This window comes from Candidatus Limnocylindrales bacterium, assembly GCA_035626395.1.
In the GTDB taxonomy this organism is placed as follows: Bacteria; Desulfobacterota; Binatia; order UBA1149; family CAITLU01; genus DASPNH01.
In genome coordinates this window covers 85,067-108,605 of sequence record DASPNR010000030.1, presented here as the reverse complement: position 1 = coordinate 108,605, position 23,539 = coordinate 85,067, and the positions used below count along the sequence as shown (strand labels likewise).

Annotated in this window: 15 protein-coding genes; 7 read left to right on the top strand and 8 right to left on the bottom strand. The window is 69.3% G+C overall.

Annotated features, from left to right (window positions below):
• Positions 1–7 precede the first annotated feature (7 nt).
• From VEC57_09955 to VEC57_09935, 5 genes are read right to left on the bottom strand one after another with little or no spacing between them, the layout of a single operon-like run.
• The gene (locus tag VEC57_09955; GenBank protein ID HYB99438.1) at positions 8–568 is read right to left on the bottom strand and encodes a pyridoxamine 5'-phosphate oxidase family protein; all 561 of its coding nucleotides are present in this window, start codon (positions 566–568) and stop codon (positions 8–10) included.
• A 25-nt stretch (positions 569–593) separates the two neighbouring features.
• Positions 594–1,289, bottom strand: a complete 696-nt coding sequence (locus tag VEC57_09950) for a crotonase/enoyl-CoA hydratase family protein (GenBank protein ID HYB99437.1) — start codon at positions 1,287–1,289, stop codon at positions 594–596.
• Entirely contained in the window at positions 1,289–4,846 is a 3,558-nt protein-coding gene (locus tag VEC57_09945; protein ID HYB99436.1) for a UvrD-helicase domain-containing protein, read from the bottom strand. Before VEC57_09945 ends, VEC57_09950 begins: the two co-directional genes overlap by 1 nt.
• The gene (locus VEC57_09940; GenBank protein ID HYB99435.1) at positions 4,843–7,596 is read right to left on the bottom strand and encodes a PD-(D/E)XK nuclease family protein; all 2,754 of its coding nucleotides are present in this window, start codon (positions 7,594–7,596) and stop codon (positions 4,843–4,845) included. Before VEC57_09940 ends, VEC57_09945 begins: the two co-directional genes overlap by 4 nt.
• A 14-nt stretch (positions 7,597–7,610) precedes the next feature.
• Positions 7,611–8,357 (bottom strand): DUF1499 domain-containing protein, encoded by a 747-nt coding sequence (locus tag VEC57_09935; protein ID HYB99434.1) that lies wholly within the window; start codon positions 8,355–8,357, stop codon positions 7,611–7,613.
• An 83-nt stretch (positions 8,358–8,440) separates the two neighbouring features.
• Here VEC57_09935 and VEC57_09930 point away from each other — a divergent pair, with 83 nt between their 5' ends.
• The 5 genes from VEC57_09930 to VEC57_09910 all read left to right on the top strand — a co-directional run bounded on the left by VEC57_09930 (position 8,441) and on the right by VEC57_09910 (position 16,016).
• A complete protein-coding gene (locus VEC57_09930) occupies positions 8,441–10,672 on the top strand; it encodes an FG-GAP-like repeat-containing protein (protein HYB99433.1) in 2,232 nt (743 codons plus the stop codon).
• A complete protein-coding gene (locus tag VEC57_09925) occupies positions 10,672–11,490 on the top strand; it encodes an enoyl-CoA hydratase-related protein (protein ID HYB99432.1) in 819 nt (272 codons plus the stop codon). The genes VEC57_09930 and VEC57_09925 overlap by 1 nt, the downstream gene beginning before the upstream one ends.
• A 314-nt stretch (positions 11,491–11,804) precedes the next feature.
• Positions 11,805–14,660, top strand: a complete 2,856-nt coding sequence (locus tag VEC57_09920; protein HYB99431.1) for a PBP1A family penicillin-binding protein — start codon at positions 11,805–11,807, stop codon at positions 14,658–14,660.
• 23 nt (positions 14,661–14,683) lie between these two features.
• On the top strand, positions 14,684–15,538 hold the full coding sequence (locus VEC57_09915; GenBank protein ID HYB99430.1) for an alpha/beta hydrolase: 855 nt from the start codon (positions 14,684–14,686) through the stop codon (positions 15,536–15,538).
• 10 nt (positions 15,539–15,548) lie between these two features.
• Positions 15,549–16,016 (top strand): MgtC/SapB family protein, encoded by a 468-nt coding sequence (locus tag VEC57_09910; GenBank protein HYB99429.1) that lies wholly within the window; start codon positions 15,549–15,551, stop codon positions 16,014–16,016.
• Between the two features lie 57 nt (positions 16,017–16,073).
• Here the strand turns inward: VEC57_09910 and VEC57_09905 are convergent, their stop codons facing one another.
• Positions 16,074–17,636 (bottom strand): DUF3261 domain-containing protein, encoded by a 1,563-nt coding sequence (locus VEC57_09905; GenBank protein HYB99428.1) that lies wholly within the window; start codon positions 17,634–17,636, stop codon positions 16,074–16,076.
• A gap of 159 nt (positions 17,637–17,795) precedes the next feature.
• Between VEC57_09905 and VEC57_09900 the strand changes: the two genes are divergently transcribed.
• Entirely contained in the window at positions 17,796–18,095 is a 300-nt protein-coding gene (locus VEC57_09900; protein HYB99427.1) for a hypothetical protein, read from the top strand.
• 51 nt (positions 18,096–18,146) lie between these two features.
• On the opposite strand, the gene VEC57_09895 is transcribed toward VEC57_09900, so the two are convergent.
• Complete coding sequence (locus VEC57_09895; protein ID HYB99426.1) at positions 18,147–19,613, bottom strand: carotenoid oxygenase family protein; 1,467 nt, start codon at positions 19,611–19,613, stop codon at positions 18,147–18,149.
• A 339-nt stretch (positions 19,614–19,952) separates the two neighbouring features.
• On the opposite strand from VEC57_09895, the gene pdxH reads away from it, so the two are divergent.
• Entirely contained in the window at positions 19,953–20,528 is a 576-nt protein-coding gene (pdxH, locus tag VEC57_09890; GenBank protein ID HYB99425.1) for a pyridoxamine 5'-phosphate oxidase, read from the top strand.
• Between the two features lie 9 nt (positions 20,529–20,537).
• Here pdxH and VEC57_09885 read toward each other — a convergent pair whose 3' ends face one another.
• On the bottom strand, positions 20,538–23,432 hold the full coding sequence (locus tag VEC57_09885) for a PAS domain S-box protein (protein HYB99424.1): 2,895 nt from the start codon (positions 23,430–23,432) through the stop codon (positions 20,538–20,540).
• Between the last annotated feature and the right edge of the window lie 107 nt (positions 23,433–23,539).

Here is a 23,539-nt window from a genome sequence, read left to right as displayed (position 1 = left end):
ACGAGGCTCAGTGCCGATCGCGCCGGCCGATGGGCGTGACGAGGCCGTCGATGCTGCGCGCATTGCGTTCCTTCTGGTAGACCCGCGTGCCTTGCTCGCCCTTGCGCTCGGCCCAGCGGATCAGCGTATCGCGCGCGCCGACCAGGTCCATGCGCGGCACCGCGTAGCCGCACGACGTCTGCACTTCGTCGACGGCCACATCGATGATCTGACGTACACCGGGATAGTCGCCGAAGTGACGGCGCAGCTCAGGCCATCCCTGATCTTCGGGCAGAATCGCGCGACCGCGCCCATAGATCCTCAGGATGCGCGCCTGCGCGCCGAAGCTGCACAGCATGATGGTGATGCGGCCGTTCTCCGCGACATGCGCGGACGTCTCGTTGCCGCTGCCTGTGAGGTCGAGGTAGGCGACGCGATCCGCGCCGAGCACCCGCAGCGTGTCAAGGCCCTTGGGAGAGACGTTGACGTGGCCGTCGGCCGACAGCGGCGCGCTGGCCACGAAGAAGACTGGCTGTGCCCGAACGAAGTCGGCCAGCTCTTCGCTCAGCGTGTCGAACCTCTGCGCCATCGTCGATCCTTCGATTGCGGCCTCGTCAGCCGATCCTGTCCATGTCCTCTTCGAGAGTGCTTCGAATGTGGCGGGACACCGCGGCGCGCACCATTTGCTTGGTGTGGCTGTAGGCCGGGTCGCGCAGAGCGCCGAGCGCGGCCGCCCGCTCCATGGCGCGCGCCATGACCTCGGCCTCGGCGGCCACCTCGTCGAGATAGCCGACCTCGACCGCCTCACGCGGCGAGTAGATGCGCGCGTGCGCCGTCGCGTCCAGCACGCGGTGGCTCGCCAGCCGCGCGCGCGCAAGCTCCAGCGCGAAGATCGGCAGCGGCAGGCCGATGGCGACCTCGTTCAGACCGATCTTGGCCTCGACGTCGGCACCGACGCGCCAGTCGCACGCGGTCAGCCACACCGCCCCTGCCGCCAGCGCATGTCCGGTGCATGCCAGCACGATCGGACGCGGAAACTCGTACATCCGCAGGAACAGGTGCGCACCTTCCTCGACGAGCTTCCGGCGCTGGCTGGGGCCGGCCATCATCACGTTGAGGTCGAAGCCGGCGCAGAAACGGCCCGGGCGGCCGGTCATGACGACGGCCTTTGCCTCCTCGGCAGCCGCCCTGTCCAGGCACGCGCCGAGCGCATCGATGACGGCGTGCGACAGCGCATTGGCGCGACCGTCGTCGACGGTGACGACGGCAATCTCATTGTCGACTGCATAACGGACGGGATCTTGCGACATCAGCGCTGGCTCCTGTCGGACGGGGTGGTGATTTCTCGCCAACGATGTGCCGCAGGCAGACGGGCAAAGAAAAGGCCGAGCCGCACCGGTGCCTGCGCGCCCCGCTCCGGCAGGTCGCCGTGCGCGCCGGCGGCGAGCTCGATGAGCTTGCGGTACTGCTCGAGCTGCGTCGCGTACTCGGCGGTGCGGGCTTCGACATAGCGGCGCGCCGCCTCGTCTTCGGACAGGCCTCGATACTCGCGCCCGTCGGGCCGCCCCGTCTTCAGATCGATGATCCAGCGCACGCCCTCTTCGATGAATGTGCGATCGATGCTGGCCACCGTCACGGCCTGCGGCTGCAGGCCTGTCAGCGGCAGCTCGGTGCGCGCGTCCTGGTGCGGCGCCAGCAGCCAGCGGCCGCGCTCGTCCTCGAGAAGCGCGACCAGCGCCTCCTCCACCGCGCGCGCGCACTCGCGCAGCTCCTCCTCGACGGCACCGGCCATCCGCAGGCGGCGCTCGATCCAGCCGCGCTCGGCGCGCACGCGCGCCGCCGTCCAGGCATCGACGCCGTCTTCGGTGATGCGCTCGACGGCGGCGTGGGTGACCTTGCCGATGTGGATGGCTTTCATCGAGGCCGACATCTGCGCCGGATCGAGCTCTTCGGCGCCGGCCTCCGAGGGCCGCTGCACGACGACCGTGCGCGGCTGCGCGCGCGGCACCGGCGGCGCGGGCTCATAGCCCGCGGCAAGACGCATCGACGGTCGTCCGAGCGGCCCCAGCACCGGCGGACAGTCCAGCGTCACGATGTCGGCGCTGCCCACGAACGGTTCCAGCACCGCCATCGCCGTGGCGCGCCGTGCAGGCTTCCCTTCCGCAGGCGCGGTCGCCGACAGAACCAGCCGGTGCTCGGCCCGCGTGGCGGCGACGTAGAGCATGCGGCGCAGCTCGGCCGCGTCGCGCTCGCGCTCGCGTCGCTCGAGCAGCTTGTAGCGCTTCTCCTCGTCCTCGTCGGTGCGTCCGCGCGCCGGCGCCATCGCCATCAGCTCGATGTGCCCGGTGGCCGCGTCCGTCTCCATCGTCACCGCCTCCGGCGTGCGGCCGCGCGTGGTGCCGTCCAGCCGCGGCAGCACCACCGTGTCGAACTGCAGGCCTTTGGCCTTGTGGATCGTCATCACCTCCAGATCGATGGCGGGATCGGGGTCGACGCTGGCCTCCAGCGTCTGCAGCCTGCGCTCGAGGTCGTCCAGGTCGAGCGTGGCGCGCTGGGTGCAGCCGGGGACGAGCGCGAAGAACTGCTCCGCATCGAGCAGGCCTTCGGCATCGGCGCAGGCCGGCCCGCCCATCGCGATCCATGCGCTGCGCACGACGCGGTCCACCGGCACCGCGCCAAGCCGCGCGCGCGCGCAGCTCAGCACGGCTTGCGCCTTCTCGACGCGCGCGCACGCATCGTCGCCGAGCACGCGCCGTCGTGCTTCGGCATCGCGCAGGACGGCGGCGACCAGGCGCGGCGGCGCATGATCGGCGCGCGCGCGCGCCTCCTCGACCTCGGGCTCGAACAGTCGCAGAAGATCGGCGATCTCCAGGCCGACCATCGGAGAGCGCAGCACCGCCAGCCAACTCAGACGATCGGCCGGATGCACGATCGCACGCGTCAACGCGGCCAGATCGCTGACCGTGGCCCTGTTGGCCAGCATGTCGAAGCCGGGCGCACGATAGCGGATGCCGCGTCCGCGCAGCTCGGCCAGCAGCGGCAAGGCGTGCGAGCGCGAACGCACCAGGATCGCGACCTTGCCGCCGCGCGTGCGAGCCTGCGGCAGCAGGTCGGCGGTGATCAGGTCGGCGAGGCCGCGTGCCTCGCCCTTGCCCTTGTCGTCGGCGTCGCCGACGGCACGCCACGAGTAGATCCTGACCGGCTCCCCGTCGGCAGCGCCCGGCCGCGCCACCGAGGGCGCGAAGCGGACCAGGCCCCGGCGTGCGTCGTCGACGTCGCCGAGCACTCCGGCAAAGACGCGGTTGATCCATGCCAGCACGCTCCTGTCGGAGCGGAAGTTGACCTGAAGGCGCACCGGCTCGGCGGCCACGTGGTCGAAGAGCCGGCCTTCGAATGCGCGAAGGAACAGGCCGACCTCGGCTTTGCGGAAGCGGTAGATCGACTGCATCGGATCGCCGACCAGGAACAGCGTGCGGCCGTCGCCGGGTGTCCACGCCGACGTCAGCCTGGCGACCAGCTCGCACTGCACGAGGTTGGTATCCTGGAACTCGTCGACCAGAAGATGCGAGATGCGCGCGTCCAGACGCTGCAGCAGCTCGCTTGGAGCGTCGGTACTGCCGAGCCCGGAGACCGCGCCCGCGGCCACCTGGACGAAATCGACCATCCGCCGCTCGCGGAACACCAGCCACAGCTCCTGGTGAGCCAGCAGCAGGACGCGCAGCAGCGCCAGCATGGCATCGCGCGACTCGCCGCTGAACCTGGCAGCGGCCGGGAGCTCGGGAGCGCACGAGAGATCGGCGAGCAGCTTCTCGAGCTGGCGCGTGGGCAGTGCCTGCACCTCGTCGAGCAGCCGCGTGTAGCACGTCTTGACGGCGGAATCGGCGGCGCCGACGTTGACGTTGAGGCCGGAAGGCTTGCGCAGGCCGGTTCTGGTCATCAGCAGCGCGCGAAGCTCGCCCCATGCCGCCGTCGATTCGGGCCCCGCCGACAGCAGAGCGCTCTCGCCGAGGGTCGGCCAGTTGCACGGGAGCAGGCTTCCCTGCAGGGCGTGGCGTGTCCGGCGCGCGACCTCGTGCGCCAGCTCGCGCAGCGTTTCGGGAAACAGCAGCGCCAGCGTGCGCGTGCAGTCGCCGAGCGCGGCGGCAAAGCCGTCCTCGATGCGCGCCAGCAGCGGCTCGGGCTGCTCCAGGACCGCGCTTGCCACGTGCGTCCACTGCTCGCGGCGCGAGAGCATGTCGACGAGGCGCGCCTCCAGGCCCGAGACGCCCATCTCGACGCGCTCCAGAACCAGGTCGATGCAGTGCGCCAGCCCCGCATCCTGCTCGCGCGCGTCGCCGTAGAGGCAGCGGCGCGCGGCCTCGCGATACAGCGGCGTGGCGTCTTCGACCGTCTCGGGCACGCCGCCAAGGCGGCTCAGCAGCGGCATCGAGGCTGCCAGACGCGCGCACAGGCTGTCGATGGTGTAGACCTGCAATCGCGACGGATTCTCGGCCAGCTTCCAGCGGCGGCCGTGCTCGAGCGCGGCGCGCGCCAGCTGCAGCCGTTGCGCATCGGACGGCCCCCGCGGCGGGTCGCCGCGCTCGGCGCCGCGCAGCGCCTCCAGGATGCGCTCGCGCATCTCGGCCGCGGCCTTGCGCGTGAACGTGATCGCCAGGATGGCCTCGGGCCGCTCGACGGTCGCCAGCAGCGCCAGGAAGCGCTGCACGAGCAGCTCGGTCTTGCCCGACCCGGCCGGCGCCTGCACGACCACGCTCGAGTCCACCGACAGCGCGCGCATGCGCGATTCGTGGTCGGCAACCATGTCGCCGGCCGCGACGCGCGCCGCTTCGCCGGCGGCTCGTTCCAGCATGTCCACGACGTCGCTCATGCTTCGTCCGCGGCATCGTCGGATTCGTCGTCAATCGTGCCTTCGAAGACGCGGCACAGACGCTGGCGCCGGCAGGTGCGGCAGGTGTTGGCCTCGCGCAGCGGGTCGACTGCGAAGTCGCCGCGCGCGAAGGAAGCGGCAAGGCCGCCGAGCGCCGCCGACATCTGCGCCAGCGCATCGTTCCACCCGCTCCACGTTGTGCGGTCACGGCTGCGGCTGCTCGGCGGTCCGAGCTTTTCCGACTGTGCAACGTCGCAGCGGCCCAGCAGCTCGAGCTTCTCGCGGTTGTCGAGGTGCGCGAAAGCCAGTCCTGCCACGGGACGGTCGGGGAAGGCCGCGCCGACGGCGACGGCGTAGATCGGCAGCTGTGCATCATCAGGGCGCTCGCCGCTCCACGCGCCGACGCGATGCACGCTGGTGCCGGTCTTGTAGTCGATGAGCAGACGGCCGCCTTCGATGACGTCGATGCGGTCGACGACGCACGTGACACGGATGTCGTCGCCGCCGTCTGCCGCCGGGAACGTGGCGAGCAGGCGCTGCTCGGCCATTTCGAAGGTCCAGTCGCCGAAGCGATGGTCACGCTCCCAGACCAGCCAGGCGGCGACGATGCCCTGCAGCCAGTGGCGCGTCGGCGCGTGCAGCAGCGGCGGAACGGCGCGCGCCTTCTCGGTTGCCATCGCCGCCTCGGCGGCTTCGGCGGCCAGCGTGGCGATCGCCCGGTCGGTCAGGACGCCGAGCTGGCGCCGCGTGCCGATGCGCGGCAGCACCTGAGCCAGCGCCGCGTGCACGAGATCGCCGCGCGTGTTGCTGGCAGGCTCGCTCTGCTCGCTGTCGAAGGAATCGGCCGCCAGGCGGACGTGCGCGAGCGACTGGAAGGGGCAGCGCGCATGTCCGACCAGAAGCGATGTGCCGCCGCTTCGCACCAGCGCCGGCACGGCGGTCTCGGGTGGACGCGGCTCCAGCGCGCTCGACGCCTGCGCGGCGTACCACGGGGAGTGCGCGCGCAGCGCCGGCTCCTCGCGCGACAGCGCGGCCACGAACGAGCTGGCGCTTCGCAGCTCATCCTCGCCGCCGCCGACCGCATGACTGGCATGCACCTCGGGTGCCGACCGCAGCACGCGATTCCACACCGCCGCGGCGAACTCGAGCTCGGCCTCCGCCGACGCCAGCGGCAGGCGCTGCTCGCGCTGCCATCGCGCCGGCAGCAACGCGTTCGGCCGCAGCGCGGAAGGAAAGCTGATCGAATCGAGGCCGAGGACGTGGATGCGGTCGAAGACCAGGCCGGCGCTGTCGAGCAGCCCCATCACCTGCACCTGCAACCCCGCCGACGGCGACTGCACGCTGGTGCGCATGCACAGCTCGAGCAGGCGCCGGCGTGCATGCGCCTCGGTCATGACCGGCTCGACGATCTCGAGCGCGGCCAGCGCGCCAAGCGCATCGCGCCAGCGCGAGAACGCGACGCGCTCATCGCCTTGCAGGTCGGCGCCGGGCCATCCCAGCGCCTGCAGCCGCGCGATGAAGCGCCTGGCGATGGCGCCGGGAGCGGCCGGCACGCGCGATCGTTCGAGCTGCCGCTTCAGCGCGAGCAGCGCGCCAGCGAAACGCGGCGCACCGCCGCGCGTGCGCCGCGCAAGCTCCTCGAGATCGATCGCACGGACATTGCGCCGGCGCAGCGCGGCTTCGGTCAACGCGCGCGCCTCCAGCTCCTCGTCGCCGCCGGCTTCCGGCCGCGGATACGGCGCCAGCAGGATGCGCGAGACCAATGCGCGCGGATTGGCGTGCCGATCCAGCTCGAGCAGATCCAGGGCGTGCGCGATCACGCAGTGCTCGTGCAGCGCCGGCGCGCCGGCAAGATCGAAGGGCCGCGGGCGAAGCTCCTGCCCGGGCAGCAGCGAGGAAGGATCGAGCTCTTCGAGAAACGTCACCTCGAGAAGGCTGCGATAGCGCTCGAGGTCGGTGACGAGCACGCCGACGCGAGCGCGCGGCCGCTCGGCAAGAAACGCGGCGATGTCGCGCGCGGTGGCGCGCGCTTCGTCCTGCGCGGTGGCGTAGACGCGCAGCACGGGTGCCGAGGGGGCGCCATCGCCTGGAGTGTGATCCTCGATGACCGTCCCCGCACGGCGCAGCGCTTCGCGAAGCCGCACGACGTAGGGCTCCAGGCGCTCGAAGCCGACGAAGACCATCCGGCCCGGAGCCAGCGAGTCGTTGCCGGCAGGCGCCGGATCGAAAAGCGACAGGGTCTGTCCCTTGGGCGTGGCCGCCGCCTCCAGCGCCGCGGTCACACGACCGGCAAGCTCGGCGGACGTCACCCAGCCCTGTGCTGCCGCGCGCTGGCGAAACTCGTCTCGCCATCCGAGAAACGCCTCGGTCTCGGGCGAGAGCTGTTCGTGCTGCCAGTCCGGCTCCGACCATTCGTGAAGAAGCCGCCAGGCGCTGGCGGCTTCGCTGGCGACGGCGCCGACGTCGAGCACCTGTCCGCGCGCGTCCCCGGCGATGATGCCTTCCCACGCCGCCAGCTCGGCGGCAGCCGGCAGCAGCAGCTCGCGCGGCGAGGTGCGCTCCCACGCGCGCTCGATCCACTGGTCGATGGTCAGGATGTCGGGCGTTTCCGCCACCGGCCGCTGCGCGAGCTCGCGAAGCTCGGCGATGCGCAGGCGCAGCAGGCGAGCCAGGCGCTGCGTGCGGACGATGATGGCGGGTGCCGGGCGCTCGTCCGCGCGCAGCAGCAGGGCGTCCTCGGCGCCGGTCATTGGTGCCGGGCGCGCTACTTCCAGCGCATGAGCTCGAAGAGCTCGCGGATGCGGTCGGCGTTGGCGCCCTGGTCGCCCTTGCCCACGCGCGATTTGGAACGGGCGTCGATGCGGCTGCCGTCGCCGTGCGGCCGGATCCGCACGACGATGTCGTCCTTGAACTTGAACAGGCGCGTGGTCTGCACGGCCTCGATGCGTCCTTCTTCCTTGCTCTCGCCGATGATCTCCATGCGATCCATCGACGCCAGCGCGGCGCGGGCCTTGTCGAAGGCAACGGCGGGCGGCACCGCCATCTCCACCGGCTTCAGATCCGGATAACCCTCGCGCTGCTGAGCCGCGAACGCCTCTCCGGGATACGCCATGTCGCGGCCCCTGTTCTCCTCGAGCTGCGCGGCGGCGACGAAGGCGGGAGGATCGGCGGGATCGGTGGTGATGTCGTTGATGCGAGGCACATTCCCGACACGAATCGCGGGCGCCAGGATCAGACCGATCACCGCCACCGACAGCACCAGGCCCTGGCGGGCACGATTGCCGCCGGTGCGGCCCTTGTGCGGCCGGGTGGCGCTGAGGCCGACGATCGACAGGATCAGGGCGGCGATGCCCGTCAGCAGGCCGAGCGCCATCACCAGAAAACCGGTGAAGCCCGGCAGGATCCCCGCGTAGGCGGAGCCGAAGCCGAGCAGGCCCAGCACCGCGGCGGCAACGGCGAGAACGAATCCGCTGTGGGCGGCCCTGGATACTGCGCCTTGCCGATTGTCCATGAGTCGGCGCATCCTAGACACTGCGCGTGCCCAGGCAAAGAGAGCCGATGCGGCCCGCACAGGCCGGTTCCAGGGGGCTGACGATGATCGTCAGGAAATGCAGCTCGCGCGGGTTCAGTCTGGTCGAAGCTTCGATGGCGACGATGGTGTTCGGCGTCCTCGCCGCCACGACCCTTCAGCTCATGACGGCGGTCAAGCTGCGCGCGGACCGGGCCAGCACCGAGCTCGATCTCGAACAGCAGGGTCGTCAGGCCAGCGAGCTGCTCCTGGACGACATCCGCCTGGCAGGCCTCGGCATCCACACCAACGACGACGGCACCGACGCCTCCACCCGCCAGCACTCCGTCATCGAGGCCTCCCCGTACCGCCTGGCGTTCTATGCGGATGCCGGGCCCGGAATCGAATCTCCGATGGAGACCGAAACGCGCACGTGGCGCGACGGGAGCGAGTGGACGAAGTTTCCCAATGTCTTCGCGCTCACGTTCCCGTCCGGCGTGACGACCACGAGCGGGCGGGAGTATTACAAGCACCTGGCCGACTTGCGCCGACAGGGACAAGCTCCCGAATACCTTCTGCGCCCGGCGGAGGTCGTGCTGTACACGCTCGACGCCAACGACGACGGCGTGATCGATCGGGTGGACAAGGCCGCGCCGGGAGTTCGCTCGAGCGACAATCCGTCCGACGGGCTGCTGAGGCGACAGGCGTTCGGCACGGGCCTCAACGGGCGGCCGTACCGCAGGAAGAGCAGGATCGTCGTCAGCCGGCACGTGCGTGTCTGGACGGAAGACGAGGACACCTATCCGAATGGCGACAAGCCGCTGCCGCTGTTCACGTACCATCTCTCCGAAACTTTGAGCAGGTTCGACTTCAACGACGACGGAGACAGCGACGACCTCCTCCTGTTCGGCGATTCCGACGGCAATGGCACGCTTGGCCAGCTCGAGCGCGGTGCGCTGCTGCATCTGTCGGCCTCCAACGGAGGCGAAGTCGGTGACGACATCGCCGTCGACACCCGCTTCCAGACCGTGCTTGCGCGCCTGAGCGAGCTGCATCCCGAAGCGTCGCAAGACGACCTGCGACAGATGGTGCGCAACTCCATAGCGGCGGTGGACGTCAACCTCGTCCTCGAGATGCCCGGTGCGAAGGATGGCTACGCCCATCCTGTATGGTCGGTACCCGGCGAACCCTATCCGTACGTCCAGCACGATCTGTCGGCGACGGCGTACCTGCCGAACGCGTTCTTCCTGTCGGGCAATCAGCTGCTGGCCTCCGGCTATCTGCCGGGCGATCCCGAACCGGGCCCTTCGCCGTACGATCCGTCGCCGCAGGGACTGCCGCCCCTTCCGGACCCATGCCAGGCGGCGGGCATGCCGCCACCGGATCGACCCGGCCCGGGCGTCGGGCGCGCACGCGCCGACTTCAACGGCGACGGCAAGAGCGACCTCTTCTGGCGGCACGGCGGCAACGGTGCCAACTCGCTCTGGCTGATCGACGGCGATGCCGTCGTCTCGATGCACTCGGTGACACCCATGCCGCCGGCGGGCCCCGCCCTCGCCGTCGGCGCCGACGTCGACGGCAACGGTACGAGCGATCTTCTGTGGCGAGATGCCGCCATCGGCACCGATCTGGCCTGGTTGATGAACGGAGCGGCCGCCACCGAAGCGTCGCTACCGGTCGTGCTCGGGCAGCACCTGGAGATCGTCGGCAGCGGCGACGTCGACGGCAACGGCACCGACGACCTGATCTGGCGCGACAGCCGGCGAGGAACCAGCTTCCTTTGGCTGATGGAGAACGGCGGCGTCACCCTCAGCGCCGTCCTGCCGTGGGTGCCCGATCCCGGATACGAGATTGCAGCGGTTGCCGACCTCGATGGAAACGGCCGCGACGACCTGCTGTGGCGCCACGCGACGCAGGGCTGGCTCTACGCGTGGCTGATGAACGCAACGGTACCCTCGCAAAGCGTCGCTCTTCCTCCGCTGGCAGACGCCGACCTGGACCTTGCCGCGTCCGGCGATGTCGACGCCGACGGCGACGACGACCTGGTCTGGCGCAACAGCCTCGGCGGCAACACCTACGTCTGGATCATGGAGGATGCTGCGGCCGTCAGCGCGAGCGAGCTGCCGCTGGTTGCCGATACCGCCTTCGCGGTCGAAGGCAGCGGTGATTTCGACGGCGACGGCAAGGCGGACCTGCTCTGGCACCATGCCATGACCGGCGCGAGCTGCCTCTGGTTCCTGGACGGTCCGGCAGTGGCCTTCGATGCCGCCCTGCCCTCGCCGGCCATCCCAGGGACGGCCATCGTGTTGCCCCCGTGATGGCCGACTCCGTCATCTCCATCGATCGTCCGGCGGCGCACGCACACATCGCCGTCGTCACGATCAACCGTCCCCGGCACGCCAACTCGCTCAACCCGCCGGCGCTGCGCGAGCTGGCACGCGCATGGCGCGAGATTGCAGCCGACGACGACGTCCGATGCGTCGTGCTGACGGGCGCCGGCGAGCGCGTCTTCTGCAGCGGCATGGATCTGAAGGAAACCATTCCGGCCGCGCAAGCCTTCGCCCGCGGTGAGAGAATCGATCCGGAGATCTTCGAAGGGCTGCGCGCCGTCTCGACCGCCACGCTGGTGGAGTTCGACCTGGGCAAGCCGCTGATCTGCGCGATCAACGGCCACTGCCGCGGCGGCGGATTCGATCTGATGCTCGCCTCCGAGATGCGCGTTGCGGCCGAACACGCGACGTTCGCTCTGGAGGAGGTGGCGCTCGGCCTCTTCCCCACCGGACATGCCGCCGTGATGCTGCCGCGGCAGATCGCGTGGGTGCACGCTCAGGAGATCATGATGACGGCGCGGCCGCTCGGCGCGCGGCGCGCGCTCGAGCTCGGTCTGCTCAACCGGGTCGTGGAGGCTTCGCTCGTGATGGAGACGGCGCTCGAGCTGGCCGCCGCCGTGGCGTCCAATGCACCGCTGGCCGTTGCGGCCACACGCAGCGGCGTCCGCGAGCTTCTGCACCTTCCCTTACACGAGGCGTACAGGCGCCAGGAAGAGCTCGGCCGGCCGCTGCGCAGGACCGAGGACGCACGCGAGGCGCAGCGTGCGTTCGTGGAGAAGAGGAAGCCCATCTGGAAGGGCCGCTGACGAAAAGTCTCCACGGTCGAGGGGACCATTCGCCGCGACTTTGCCAGCGCAGCCGAGGACGTCATCGACAGCCGCCGCGGGATGCGACCAGACTGTAGTGCATCGATAATGGGAAACCACAGAGCAGCGACGGCCGTTCCCGAGCCGTTCGCTTCCTGCGCCGCGCCGCCTCGCAGCGAGGCGCACGTCTGGCATCGTCCGCTCGCGCGCTGCATCCGCGCCATTATGCCGGAGCCGTCGTCGGTGCGGCCGCGCTCGCCATCATTGTCAGCGTCGTTGCCTGGCAGACCTGCGGGCTGCGAGGCTGCCCCGACGTGGAGCGGCTCGCATCCTATCAGCCCGGCGGTGCGCCGGTGCTGCTCGACCGCAGCGGCGAGCCGTTTGCCGATTTCGCGCCACCCGAGCGCACGATGGTCGCGCTCGCGGACCTGCCCAGGCACGTGGCCGAGGCGTTCCTGGCCATCGAGGACCAGCGCTTCTTCGACCACGGCGGCCTGGACTGGCGGCGCGTGGGCGGCGCTGCGTTGGCCAACGTTCGCGAAGGCGGCATCGACCAGGGCTTCAGCACGATCACGATGCAGCTGGCGCGAAGCGTCTTCCCCGAGCGACTGCCCGTGGAGCGCCGCACGCTGCGACGCAAGCTGCTCGAGATCCGCGTCGCCAGCGACATCGAGCGCAAGTATTCGAAGCACGAGATCCTCGAGCTCTACCTCAACCACATCTACCTCGGCAATGCGGTCCACGGCGTCGGGAACGCGGCGCGACACTACTTCGGCATCGAAGCGAGCGAGCTGACGCTGCCGCAGGCCGCGACGCTCGCCGCCCTCGCGCGCGCTCCGGGCTACTACGACCCGCGCCGGCGGCCCGACGAGGCACGCCGTCGCCGCAATCTCGTGCTGACGCTGATGGAGCGCCAGCAGCGCATCTCGCCGGTGGAAGCGGAAGCCGCGCGGCGGCACGCGCTGCACGTGACCAGGCGCGGACGCGAGCGCAGCACCGAGGCCGGCCTGGCCCCTTACGCGGTCGAGCAGATCCGCCACACGCTGGAGGCAGAGCTGGGCGACCAGCTCTACGCGCGCCCGCTGCGGATCTTCACGACGATCGACTCGCGCATGCAGCGCGCAGCCGAGGAGGAGCTTCGCAATCAGCTGCGCAGCATCGAGAAAGGCTCGTACGGGAAGTTCGAAGGGCCGCACTACAAGGCCAGCCAGCGCATGGCCGACGGGCAGACCCCGTACCTGCAAGGCGCGATCGTGGTGATGAACGCGCACGATGGCGACATACTGGCCTGGGTGGGCGGGCGCGACTTCGCGCAATCCCGCTTCGATCGTGCCGCGCTGGCCAGGCGCCAGGCAGGCAGCGCATTCAAGCCCTTCGTCTATGCGGCAGCGCTCGAGCGCGGCTATGCGCTGTCGCAGCCTCTCGAGGACGCACCGTTGTCCATGGACATGCCCGACGGTTCGATCTGGCAGCCGCACAACATCAGCAAGACGTCCGAGGGCTTCCTGCCGCTGCGCGACGCGCTGGTGCACTCCAACAACCTCGCCACCGTGCGCCTCGCCCAGACCGTCGGCCTCGAAGACGTGGCCATGCTCGCGCGCCGTGCCGGAATCGACGTGGAGGCCGAGCTGCCTTCGATCGCGCTCGGCGCCGTCAACGTCTCGCCCTTGGATCTGACGGTCGCGTACACGACCTTCGCAGCCGCCGGCAAGCGCGTGCGCCCGCGCATGATCGACCGGGTCGAGACCGCCGACGGCGAGATCATCTGGTACTCGCAGGTGAAACGGCGCGACGTGATCGGCGAAGAGACGGCGTTCCTGGTCAACCACGTCCTGTCGGAAGCGGTCCAGCGCGGCACCGGCCGCGAAGCGCTTCCGAAGAGCGTCGACATTCCCGTCGCCGGCAAGACCGGCACCACCAATGACGTGACCGACGCGTGGTTCATCGGCTATACGCCCGAGCTGGTCGGCGGCATCTGGGTCGGCTTCGACCAGCCGCGCCCCATCGTCAGCGACGCCACCGCCGCGCGCCTGGCGGCGCCGGTGTGGGCTCGCTTCGCCGAGCGTGTGTACGCGGGGCGGCGCTCGCCGGGAGCGTGGGAGCGACCGCACAACGTTCGCGAATACCAGGTCGACGTCAGCACCGGCCTCGTGTTGCGCAAGGGCTGCGACGTCAAGGCTCGCCAGACCCGCAGGGAGCTGTTCCTGTCGGGGCGCGAGCCCGCTTCCTTCTGTCCCGGGCGCGAGCCGCTTCCGCGCAACGCGTTCGTGGTCGAGATTCCGCGCGAGCTGCCGACCGACGGCATCGTCGCCAGCCTCGTCAAGGCCTGGCGCCGCCTGGACCAGGACGATGCCGAGGAGGACGACAGCGTCAGCAGGCCGCGGTCGGTGCTGGTCGGCAAGGCGGTCGGCGAGGAGGATGCGACGGGCGAGCGGCGCGACGAGAAGGCCGGGGAGGATGATACGACTCGCCAGAAACTCGAGGAGGTGGCGTCACGCGATGGCCAGCCGGCGCACGGCGGCGCCTCGGGTCCTCGCGCCGACGGCGCCGACGAGGCCGACGGCGGCGACGACATCGCGATGCGCGATGCGCGCGAGGTAGGGCAGCCCCTGGCGCGCAACGATCGCGAAGACACCAGCGACATACGCGTGCGGGTCGTGCCGGGACGAGACGATCGGCGCGTGATGCGCGAGAACCGGGCGCCCGAGAAGCTCCCGCCGCCCGCGGCCACGACGCCCGGCCGCCGCTCCGGCGATCCGGCCACCGACCGCGGCGCCACCGGCCAGGCGCCGAGCGCCTCCGACATCAACTTCAGCGGATGGTGGGGCCTGGCCACGCACGTGGAGCAGACGTCGGTCGAAGCGTTCAAGGGCCTGCGTCTCGGCTATCGCCTCCAGCTCGAGCACAATGGCGACCGCATCACCGGTCGCGGACAGAAGTGGTCGGAGAACGGGCGCGTGCTGATCGGGCAGTCGCGGACGGCCATCTCGGTGGACGGCCGCGTGCGCGGCCGCGAGATCGTCCTTCGCTTCCGCGAGCAGGGTGCGCGGCGCAGCAGCGGCGGCACCTTCGCCTTGGCATGGTCGCCCGATGGGAGCACGCTGAGCGGAACGTTCGACAGCTCGGCCGCCAGGTCGCGCGGCACGGTGCGGGCGATCCGTCTGCAGTAGGTTTCGTCACCAAAAGGACACGCATGCTCAAGCTTCTTCCGCTGATCGCTGCTGCTGTGCTCGCTGGCGGCTGCAGCGCGGCCGACTGGATGAACGCGCTGACGCCGCGCGAGGGCCGCCGCTACAGCGACATCGCCTATTGCGGCCGCACCGGCCTGAAGCTGGACGTCTACACGCCTCGCGACGAGCGCGACGCTCCGGTGTTGGTCTTCTTCTACCCGGGCCGCTGGAGCTACGGCAGTAAGGCCGATTTCCGATTCGTTGCCGAGGGCCTGGTCGCGCGAGGATTCGTCGTGGTGATCCCCGACTATCGCCACTATCCCGCCTTCAAGTATCCGTCGTTCCTGGAGGACGCCGCCACGGCCGTCGTCTGGACGCGGCAGAACATCGACCGCTACGGCGGCAACGCCGCCGACCTGTTCGTCATGGGACACTCCTCGGGCGCCTACAACGCGGCGATGATCACGCTCGACGATCAATGGCTGCGCAATGCCGGCGGCAGCCGCCAGTGGCTGCGCGGAATGATCGGGCTGTCGGGCCCGTACGACTTTCCTGTCGACGTCCTGCCCGAGATCAAGGGGATCTTCGGCGAGGCGCCGGTCGGTGCGAGTCAGCCCATTGACTTCGTCGACGGCACCAATCCGCCGCTGCTGCTGCTGCACGGCGAGGACGACCTGTCGGTGGGGGTCGACAACACCCACAGCCTGGCCCGCAAGGTCGCCGGCGCCGGTGGCCGCGTGGAGACGGTGATCTACAGCAATCTCGACCATGGCTACATGGCTGCTTCGCTGTCGCCGTCGGTGCGCTTCCGGTCCAGTCCGCTCGAGTTCATCGAGCGATTCGTACGCGAGAATTCTGCCCGCGGGCGCGCAGGCTGAGGAGAACCCGATGCTGCAGATCTTGTGGGAGGAGCTGACCGGAGGGTTTCCCGACGTCGATCAGCTTCAGCGCGTGGCTTTCCGCATGCTCGCGGCGACGGTGATGGGAGGCATCGTCGGCATTCAGCGCGAACGCGCCGGCAAGCCGGCGGGCCTGCGCACGCACATGCTGGTGGCGATCGGCAGCGCGATGTTCGTGCTGTCGGCATCGGCGGCAGGAATGGAGCTCGACGAGGTGTCGCGCGTGATCCAGGGCATTGCCGCCGGCATCGGCTTCCTCGGTGCCGGCGCGATCCTGAAGCTCGAGGACCGGCGCACGATCCAGGGCCTCACGACCGCGGCGTCGATCTGGGTCACGGCGGCCGCCGGCGTGGCGGCCGGCCTCGGCCGCGTCGGAACCGCGCTGTTCGGGGTCATCCTGACGTGGATCGTGCTGTCGCTGATCGCTTTGATGCCCGCCGACGCGGACGACGACTAGGACGCCGCATGGCGACACCGAACGCGACGCGCTGCCGGTGGGCCACCGGTCTCAGAATCACCCGCCCGGCTTGAGGAACTCCAGGACGAAGCGATCGCTGGTGCCTCGCCGGTCGCCGGCGGCCCGCGGCGAGTCGTTCCAGTCGCGTGGATCGGAGGGATTGCGCAGGAAGCCGGCCTGGCGTCGCAGCCGGAAACCGGCGCGCACGACTTCGTCGCGCACCACGCTCTCCTCGATGCGGTGCAGGCTCTCGACGTCCTGGATGCCGCGCCCGCGCCGCGCGCTGTGGTCGATCACGACGTAGCGCCCGCCTGGACGCAGCGCCCGGTAGATGGCGCGGTTCATCGCATCGCGGTCCGCCTTCATCCAGACGGTGTCGTGGTAGAAGAGGTTCATCACGACCACGTCCAGGTCGCGGGCTTCGGCCGGCAACGGATCCGAAAACTCACGGTCGACGCGTACGACTCTGCGCATGACCGGCCTGGCGAGCCGCTCGCTCCATGGCTTCTCGGCGAAGCGGTCGAGGATCAGTCGATTGTTCTGCGCATAGACCGTTCCGCGTGGGCCGACCGCGCGCGCCAGCAGTTCGGCCGTGTAGCCGCCGCCGGCGCCTAGCTCGGCCACGCGCATGCCGGGCTCGATCTCCAGAAACGCGAGCAACTCGGCGGGCCTGCGACCGGCGTCCAATGCGAGGTCGTCGTCGCTGCGGTCGATGTCTTCGATGATGGCCGCGATACGCGGCGAGATCGTCAGCGAGGCCGGATCGACCTCTGCCGGCGGCGCCGCCGGCGGCCGGCGCTCCGGCTCGGACTGTGCAGCCGCCACGGCGCCGTCACTCGGGCGTGGAGACGTCGCAGCGGGCGCCGTTGCGGCGGGCGCGATGGTCGCGGGCGTGGTGTCACCGGGCGCGATGGCGACGGGCGCGGGCGCGGCGGGCTCGGACGCAGTGCGCGCGGACGCAGCTGGCGCGGTCAAGTCGCGCTGGGACGACGGCGGCGCGACCATGGCAGCGTCCTCGCTGGCCACCGCGACGTAGATGGCCTCGTAGCCGCAGTCGTGCTGCGTGACGATCGTTTCGTTCCCGCGGTACTCGATGTCGACGTTGCCGACGGCGCCCGGGCCGCGAACGTGACGCCGCGCCGGACGGCCGCCGCTGCACGTGTCGGTGATGGTCCAGCGGCCTAGCTCGGCAGCGGCCTCGCCGGCAACCGAAGGACTGCATGGGCTGGCGGCAAGGATGCCGCTGACGTCGGCGAGCACGTTTCGCGGCGGCACGACCGACGCGAGGCCCAGATGGTTCGCGGCTCGCACGCGCTTGCCGCGCCGCTCGACCTCGAAGCTCTTGGTCCCGAGCGGCGTCAGCCCGACCAGCAGCAGCGAGTCTTCGGTCCGCTCGACGGCAACACCGAACGCGTGATCGACTCCGGTGGCAGTGACGCGCGCGCGCAGCTGCTGTCGTCCAGGACCGGAAAGCTGCGCCGGCTCGACGTCGATCCACGGGCACTGATGCGCGCTCGGCGCCACGAGCGGTCGCAGCGCGGTGCATCCGGCGGTGCCGGCCCCCGTGCAGGCGACGATGAAGAGCAGGACGAGCGAGCGGCGCGACTTGGCAATGAGCATGTGTGCGGCTCCCGTGATCCAGCGCTCTCATATGCGACCGTGAGGGATGACCGAAAGCTCGCATGTGCCTTGCGCGGCCTCCCCCGCCTGCCGCCGCTGCGAATAAAGCGCAGGCCGCACCTGTCACGTCGGTATCGGCTCGGCGCCGACAGCGCGCACATGAGCGAGGAGCAGGCTATGTCTCAGGCGAGAAAGATCGATCGAATCGGTGGCCGGGAAAGTTCGGAGCGGACACTCGATGAGAGCGGGCGCACCGTCCCGCCCAGCCCGCGCACGGGCTGGCGCCCGCTGCCCGAACACGATGCGGAAGAGACCAGGGCACAGGCGCAGAATCCACTGGCGACCGGCGAGCGCGTCGGCGATACCGCCCAACACGACAAGACGCACGACCGTCACGGAGGAAAGCTCGACCACGACGGAAAGCTCGCCAAGGAGCCTCCGGGCACCAGGAGCCGGTGAGACAGGTACGTGCATCGCGCGGATCGCGATGCACGTACGTTCTTTTCTTCTTCAGGCGACGAAGTTGCCGTGGAACCCCATCGGAATGCGGTGCTGCAGGTGGCACTTGGCCAGCGGCTTCGCATCGAGGTTGGCGGCGTCCAGGACGGCGACATAGCTGCCATCGGTGTTGCCGTCGTAGACGGTGCACAGCACGAAGCCGTCGTCCTCCGCGGAGCCGGCGCTTCTGGGAACGAACACCGGCTCGCTCGGCCACTGCCACTTGCCGAAGTCATGAACGACGCTGTGGCCGCCGGTGCGATCGTAGCGCACGACGGTTGCCCACGTGTCGGCCATGTCGTTGCCACGCCGGCTCATGGCGGCGTATCCGAAACGGTTCTTGTGACCGACCAGACGATCGTCGATTCGCGGGAACTCCGCGCCGCGGTCGTCGAGCTGGCGCTCGCGGCAGGTGCCGCTGGCCAGATCGAACTCGTACAGAAAGGGAACGGCGTGGAAGCCGGGACGGACCTTGGCCGAGCGGAACCCCGACAGCGCTTCGAGGAGCGCGCCACCGTCGCGGTAGGTGCAGGCGTCCATGTAGATCTTGCCGTCTTCCTCGTAGGCGTTGCCGGGGTGGAAGATGAAACCCGGTGACGGCGCGGTGAACCACTGTGTCTTCGCGCCCGGCTCGCGGCGCCGGATGCCGAACAGCAGCCCGCGCTCGGGCTCCCACCGGATGGATTCATTGAAGCCGCCACCTTCGGCGATCTTCATGCCGTCGAAATAGGCGGGGGCCCATACGAAGATGACGTGGTTCTCGGTGATGGCCAGATCGTGCGCCATCACCGCGTACGGCGCGTCGATGGCTTCGGCGAGCGAACAGCGCCCGTCGGGCTCGACGATGTAGAGCTGCAGGTACGGCTCGAAGGGCTGGTAGCCGTGGATGATCATCTGGCCGGTCTTGCCGTCGATCTTGGGATGCGCGGTCACGCTCATGCCGAGCTGGCTATCCCCGAATCCGAACATCGTCTCGCGAGTCGCGAGCGTGTCGGCATCGAGCACGGTGGGCCAGGAGTTCTCGACCAGCGCCATCAGCTTGCCTGCATGGAAGACGACGTTGGTGTTCGGCTGGACGCGGAACGGCTCCACCGGATCATCGACCTTGACGCCGACGCCGTTCATGCAGTAGCGGCCTTCCGCCTGCTCTCGAAGATACGTGGGATGCTCGACGAAGCGGCCGCGGTAATGAACGGCGCCGTCCTCGAACCGGAACGCATGCACCAGGGCATCGCCGTCGAACAGATGAAGCGCGCCGTAGCCTTGCGCGGGCAGGATCTTCTGCGAAGGACCGTTGCGGTAGAGCGTTCCGTTCAGCTCGCGCGGAACCTCCCCTTCGATCTCGGTGATGCGGTAGGCGGCTTCGGTCGTCGACGGTCGCCAAGCGTTGATCCACCACTCCTGCCAGCTCGAGGGGCCCTGCTTGAGACGCGCCGGCGCTGCGACGGTCGTTTGGTCGGGGGAGGTCGCCAATCCCATCGTGATCTCCTTGTGTCGCGCGGGCACGGATCGCCCGTGCCGGCGGAATCGGGGTACCCGCGGGGACCGGCGTCGCACCGCCGGCCTCCGCGGAACGCCAGGAGGGCGTTGGCGCCAAGTTAACTGCGTCAACTTCGCCCCGTCAACGCATTTTTTCGGCTGCGGGAGCATTTTGGCCGTCCCCGGAGGCCGAGGCCTGGCCGCCGGCGGAAGCCGTGCGGCCGCCGGAGTCGGACCGACCGCCGCCGCCTTCGCGCGACAAGCCTCAGCCTGGCCGCCAAGGGATTCGGCAGTCCCGGCGCGTTGACCAATGCCCATGCAGGTCTACAGTCGGCCGCCATGGCCGACCCAATCGCGCGATTTCAAAGCTGGTTTCGCCAGGCGGTCCAGGCCGGTGCGGTGCTGCCCGAGGCCATGGTCGTGGCGACCGCGGACACCCGCGGCCGGCCAAGTGCCCGCTGGGTCCTGCTCAAGGAGGCGGGTCCGACGGGTTTCGTCTTCTACACCAACGCCAACAGCCGCAAGGGCCGGGAGATGGCGGCCAATCCCTACGCCGCGCTCGTCTTCTACTGGGAGGTCACCGGCAGACAGATTCGCATCGAGGGCAGGCTGCGCGAGCTGGATGCGGCAGCGGCCGACGCCTATTGGCAGGAACGCCCGCCGGCCAGCCGCATCGCCTCGGCCGTCTCCAATCAGAGCGCGCCCATCGAAAGTCGGGCGGTGCTGATGAAGAGATATCGCGAGCTGGCGGCGAGATTCCCCGGCGGCAGCGTGCCGCGTCCTGCGCACTGGAAGGGCTACCGGGTGGTCCCCGATTCGGTGGAGTTCTGGGAACGCGCCGAGCCGCGCCTGCACAAGCGGGAGCTGTTCACGCGCACGCGCGGCGGCTGGAAGTCGCAGATCCTGCAGCCATAGCCGATCCGCTCAGGCGCGCGACTCGCGCGATGCGAGCAGCGCCTGCAACGCGCCGAGATCGACGGGCTTGACGAGATGGTGATGAAAGCCCGCCTCCCGAGAGCGCCTGCGGTCCTCGTCCTGTCCCCACCCCGTCAGCGCGATGAACAGCACGGAGTGACAGATCGGATCCTCGCGCATGCGGCGTACCACGTCGTACCCGCTCATGCCCGGCATGCCCAGGTCCATGAGCACGACGTCGGGTCGTACGATGCGCGTCACCTCGAGCGCGGACGGGCCGTCATACGCAACTTGCACGTCCGCACCCAGGAAGCGCAGCATCATGCCCATGCTGTCGGCTGCGTCGCGGTTGTCGTCGACGACCAGGATGCGCGAAACGGTCCGGCCTTCGCCCTTCCGCCAGGTGCGCGGGTCGTCATGCTCGGAAGTCGCGGAATCCGCGACCGGAAGCGTGACGATGAACTCGCTTCCGCGTGCCAGACCCTCGCTGCGCGCTTCGATGGTGCCGCCATGCATACCGACCAGCGTCCGAACGAGGCTGAGGCCGATGCCGAGCCCGTCCTGGCTACGACGCAGGGGATTATCGACCTGAGCGAACATCTCGAACACCCGCGACAGCATGCCGGCGGGGATCCCTATGCCGGTGTCGATGATCGATACGGAAACGGTGCCGCCGCGTCGACCGCCGGCAACGGTGATGGTCCCGGGCTCGGTGGTATACTTCGCCGCGTTGTTGAACAGGTTGGCGAAGACCTGAGCCAGACGCACGGGATCGGCCTCGATCAGAACCGGCTCGTCGGGCAGCTCGATCCTGATGACGTGACCGCCCCCTTCGATGTGCGGCTTGCTGGTCTCCAGAGCCTGTTCGATCACATCGCGTAGATAGACGCGCTCCTTGCGCAGCTCGATCTTTCCGCGGCTGATGCGCGACAGCTCGAGGAGATCGTCGACGAGCCGTACCATGTGCGCTACCTGCCGCTCCATCATCTCGTGGACTCGGTCCCTGGCGGCGCTGCCGCCGTCTTGCATGCGCAGGATGTGCAGGCTGTTGCGGATCGGCGCCAGGGGATTTCGCAACTCGTGGGCCAGCGTTGCCAGGAACTCGTCCTTCCTGCGGTCGGATTCCACGAGCGCGGCCTCGGCCCGCATTCTGTCTGTGATATCGATCGCGACGCCGCCGATGTAGCGCGTTTCGCCGGCATCGATCGGAAACTTGCTGACCAGCGAATAATGCACGCCATCCTCGTGCTCGAGCGCCTCGATCACCCTCACGCCATCGCCGGTCGCGAGCGCCCGCTCGTCGTTTTCACGGAACTGCCGCGCAGTTTCGGCTGAAAAAACCTCGGAATCGGTTTTCCCGTACAGTTGCTCGCATTTCATCCCGAAAGGGCCTTCGACGGCTCGATTGGCGTAGACGTAGCGCCCCTCGGAGTCCTTGATCCATGCGAGCCCGGGCAGGCATTCCATGAACGCGGAGAAGCGCCGTTCGCTGTCGCGCAACGCGCGGTCGGCGCGCATCCGGTCCGTCACGTCGCGAGCTATCGTCGACACACCCGTGACGGCGCCGTGCTCGTCCCGGATCGGTGACACGGTCAACGATATGTCGATGCGTCTCCCATCTTTCGCCAGACGCACCGTCTCGTAGTGCTCGACCGTGTTGCCTTCGCGCAGCCGCTCGAAGATTTCGGCCTCCTCCTGCAGGCGGTCGGCCGGAATCAGGATCGCGACCGAACTGCCGATCGCTTCGTCGGCCGTATAGCCGAACATCCTGGTGGCGGCCGGGTTCCACGTCGTAATGGTTCCGTCGAGTGCCTTGGTGATGATCGCATCGTTCGAGCACTCCACGACGGTCGCCAGCATCGAGCTGTCCTGGTGCGCCCGTTCGATGTCCGTCACATCGCGGGTGAAGCAGCGCGAGTACGCGAACTTCCCGTGCACGAAGCAGCCGTTCGAGTGAATCAGCACGTTCTTGATCGACCCGTCCTTGCAACGAAGGCGCGCCCGATGATTGATCAGGCTTTCGCCGCTCAGCAGGCGGCATAGCATCGCGTCGATCACCTCGGCATCGACGTGGAACTCGGCGATGTGGTGACCGATGTATTCGCTGGGCTCGTAGCCGAGCATGCGCAGTTCTGCGCCATTGGCCCACAGAATGGTCCCGTCCGCACCGACCTTGTGCAGCCCCTCGATCGCGTTCTCCACGAAATCCGCCAGCTCGCGCTCGCTTGCCTCGCGTTGCTCGATCTCGTGCTCCAGACGCTCCGCCTTCTGCTGCAGAAGAACGACTTCCCGCAGCTGCTCGTAGCGCGTGCGTGCGTCGGAGAAGCTTTCGGCCGGGATCAGATGCGAGTGCGCGCGGCAGACGCTGTCGAGGAAGGCCGGCGCGCCGTCGCCGGAGAACGCCCGCAGCGGATACGCACAGTAGAGCGAGAACCGCTGCAGCCGGGCAAGCTCCTCCCACAACGCCTCCAGGCGCAGCGCGCCGTCACGATTGCCGGCGTCACAGAGGCGCGTCACCATTTCTCCGAATGCACGCACGGCAGGCCAGGCCCGGGCGAGCTTGCGGATGCATCCGCCGATCACCGCGTCGAAGGCGGCCGCGTCCGGGTCCGGCCCGCGCATGAGCTTTGCGAGCGTAGCGTCGGCGTCGAGCGGAACGTACTGCGAGCGCCGGCGGGCAGCCGCCAGATCGACACCGCGGTTTCGCAGGACGCGCCGCAGGCGGGACCGATGAGCGGCGGTAGCGATGACGACAACCGCTTCGTCGGACTCGATGGCACACCGCACATAGTCCGCAAGCGATTCCACCAGAGACGCGTCATCCTGGTAGAACTGAACGAAGTGATCCGTCAGGTTCTCTTCTGGCGCGCGTCCTGCGGTGACGACGGCACCGTCGCCCGGCACGGCGGTCTGGACGGAGACACGCCTCCTTCCACTTTCCAACGCATGACGGTGCCACGGCCGTGCCGTAGACGGCGCCGAGCGATCATCATCCGGAACCGGATGCTGTG

Coding starts and splice junctions, on each gene's coding strand:
- VEC57_09955 (HYB99438.1), bottom strand. CDS start 568: ATGGCGCAGAGGTTCGACACGCTGAGCGAAGAGCTGGCCGACTTCGTT.
- VEC57_09950 (HYB99437.1), bottom strand. CDS start 1,289: ATGTCGCAAGATCCCGTCCGTTATGCAGTCGACAATGAGATTGCCGTC.
- VEC57_09945 (HYB99436.1), bottom strand. CDS start 4,846: ATGAGCGACGTCGTGGACATGCTGGAACGAGCCGCCGGCGAAGCGGCG.
- VEC57_09940 (HYB99435.1), bottom strand. CDS start 7,596: ATGACCGGCGCCGAGGACGCCCTGCTGCTGCGCGCGGACGAGCGCCCG.
- VEC57_09935 (HYB99434.1), bottom strand. CDS start 8,357: ATGGACAATCGGCAAGGCGCAGTATCCAGGGCCGCCCACAGCGGATTC.
- VEC57_09930 (HYB99433.1), top strand. CDS start 8,441: ATGATCGTCAGGAAATGCAGCTCGCGCGGGTTCAGTCTGGTCGAAGCT.
- VEC57_09925 (HYB99432.1), top strand. CDS start 10,672: ATGGCCGACTCCGTCATCTCCATCGATCGTCCGGCGGCGCACGCACAC.
- VEC57_09915 (HYB99430.1), top strand. CDS start 14,684: ATGCTCAAGCTTCTTCCGCTGATCGCTGCTGCTGTGCTCGCTGGCGGC.
- VEC57_09910 (HYB99429.1), top strand. CDS start 15,549: ATGCTGCAGATCTTGTGGGAGGAGCTGACCGGAGGGTTTCCCGACGTC.
- VEC57_09905 (HYB99428.1), bottom strand. CDS start 17,636: ATGCTCATTGCCAAGTCGCGCCGCTCGCTCGTCCTGCTCTTCATCGTC.
- VEC57_09900 (HYB99427.1), top strand. CDS start 17,796: ATGAGCGAGGAGCAGGCTATGTCTCAGGCGAGAAAGATCGATCGAATC.
- VEC57_09895 (HYB99426.1), bottom strand. CDS start 19,613: ATGGGATTGGCGACCTCCCCCGACCAAACGACCGTCGCAGCGCCGGCG.
- pdxH (HYB99425.1), top strand. CDS start 19,953: ATGGCCGACCCAATCGCGCGATTTCAAAGCTGGTTTCGCCAGGCGGTC.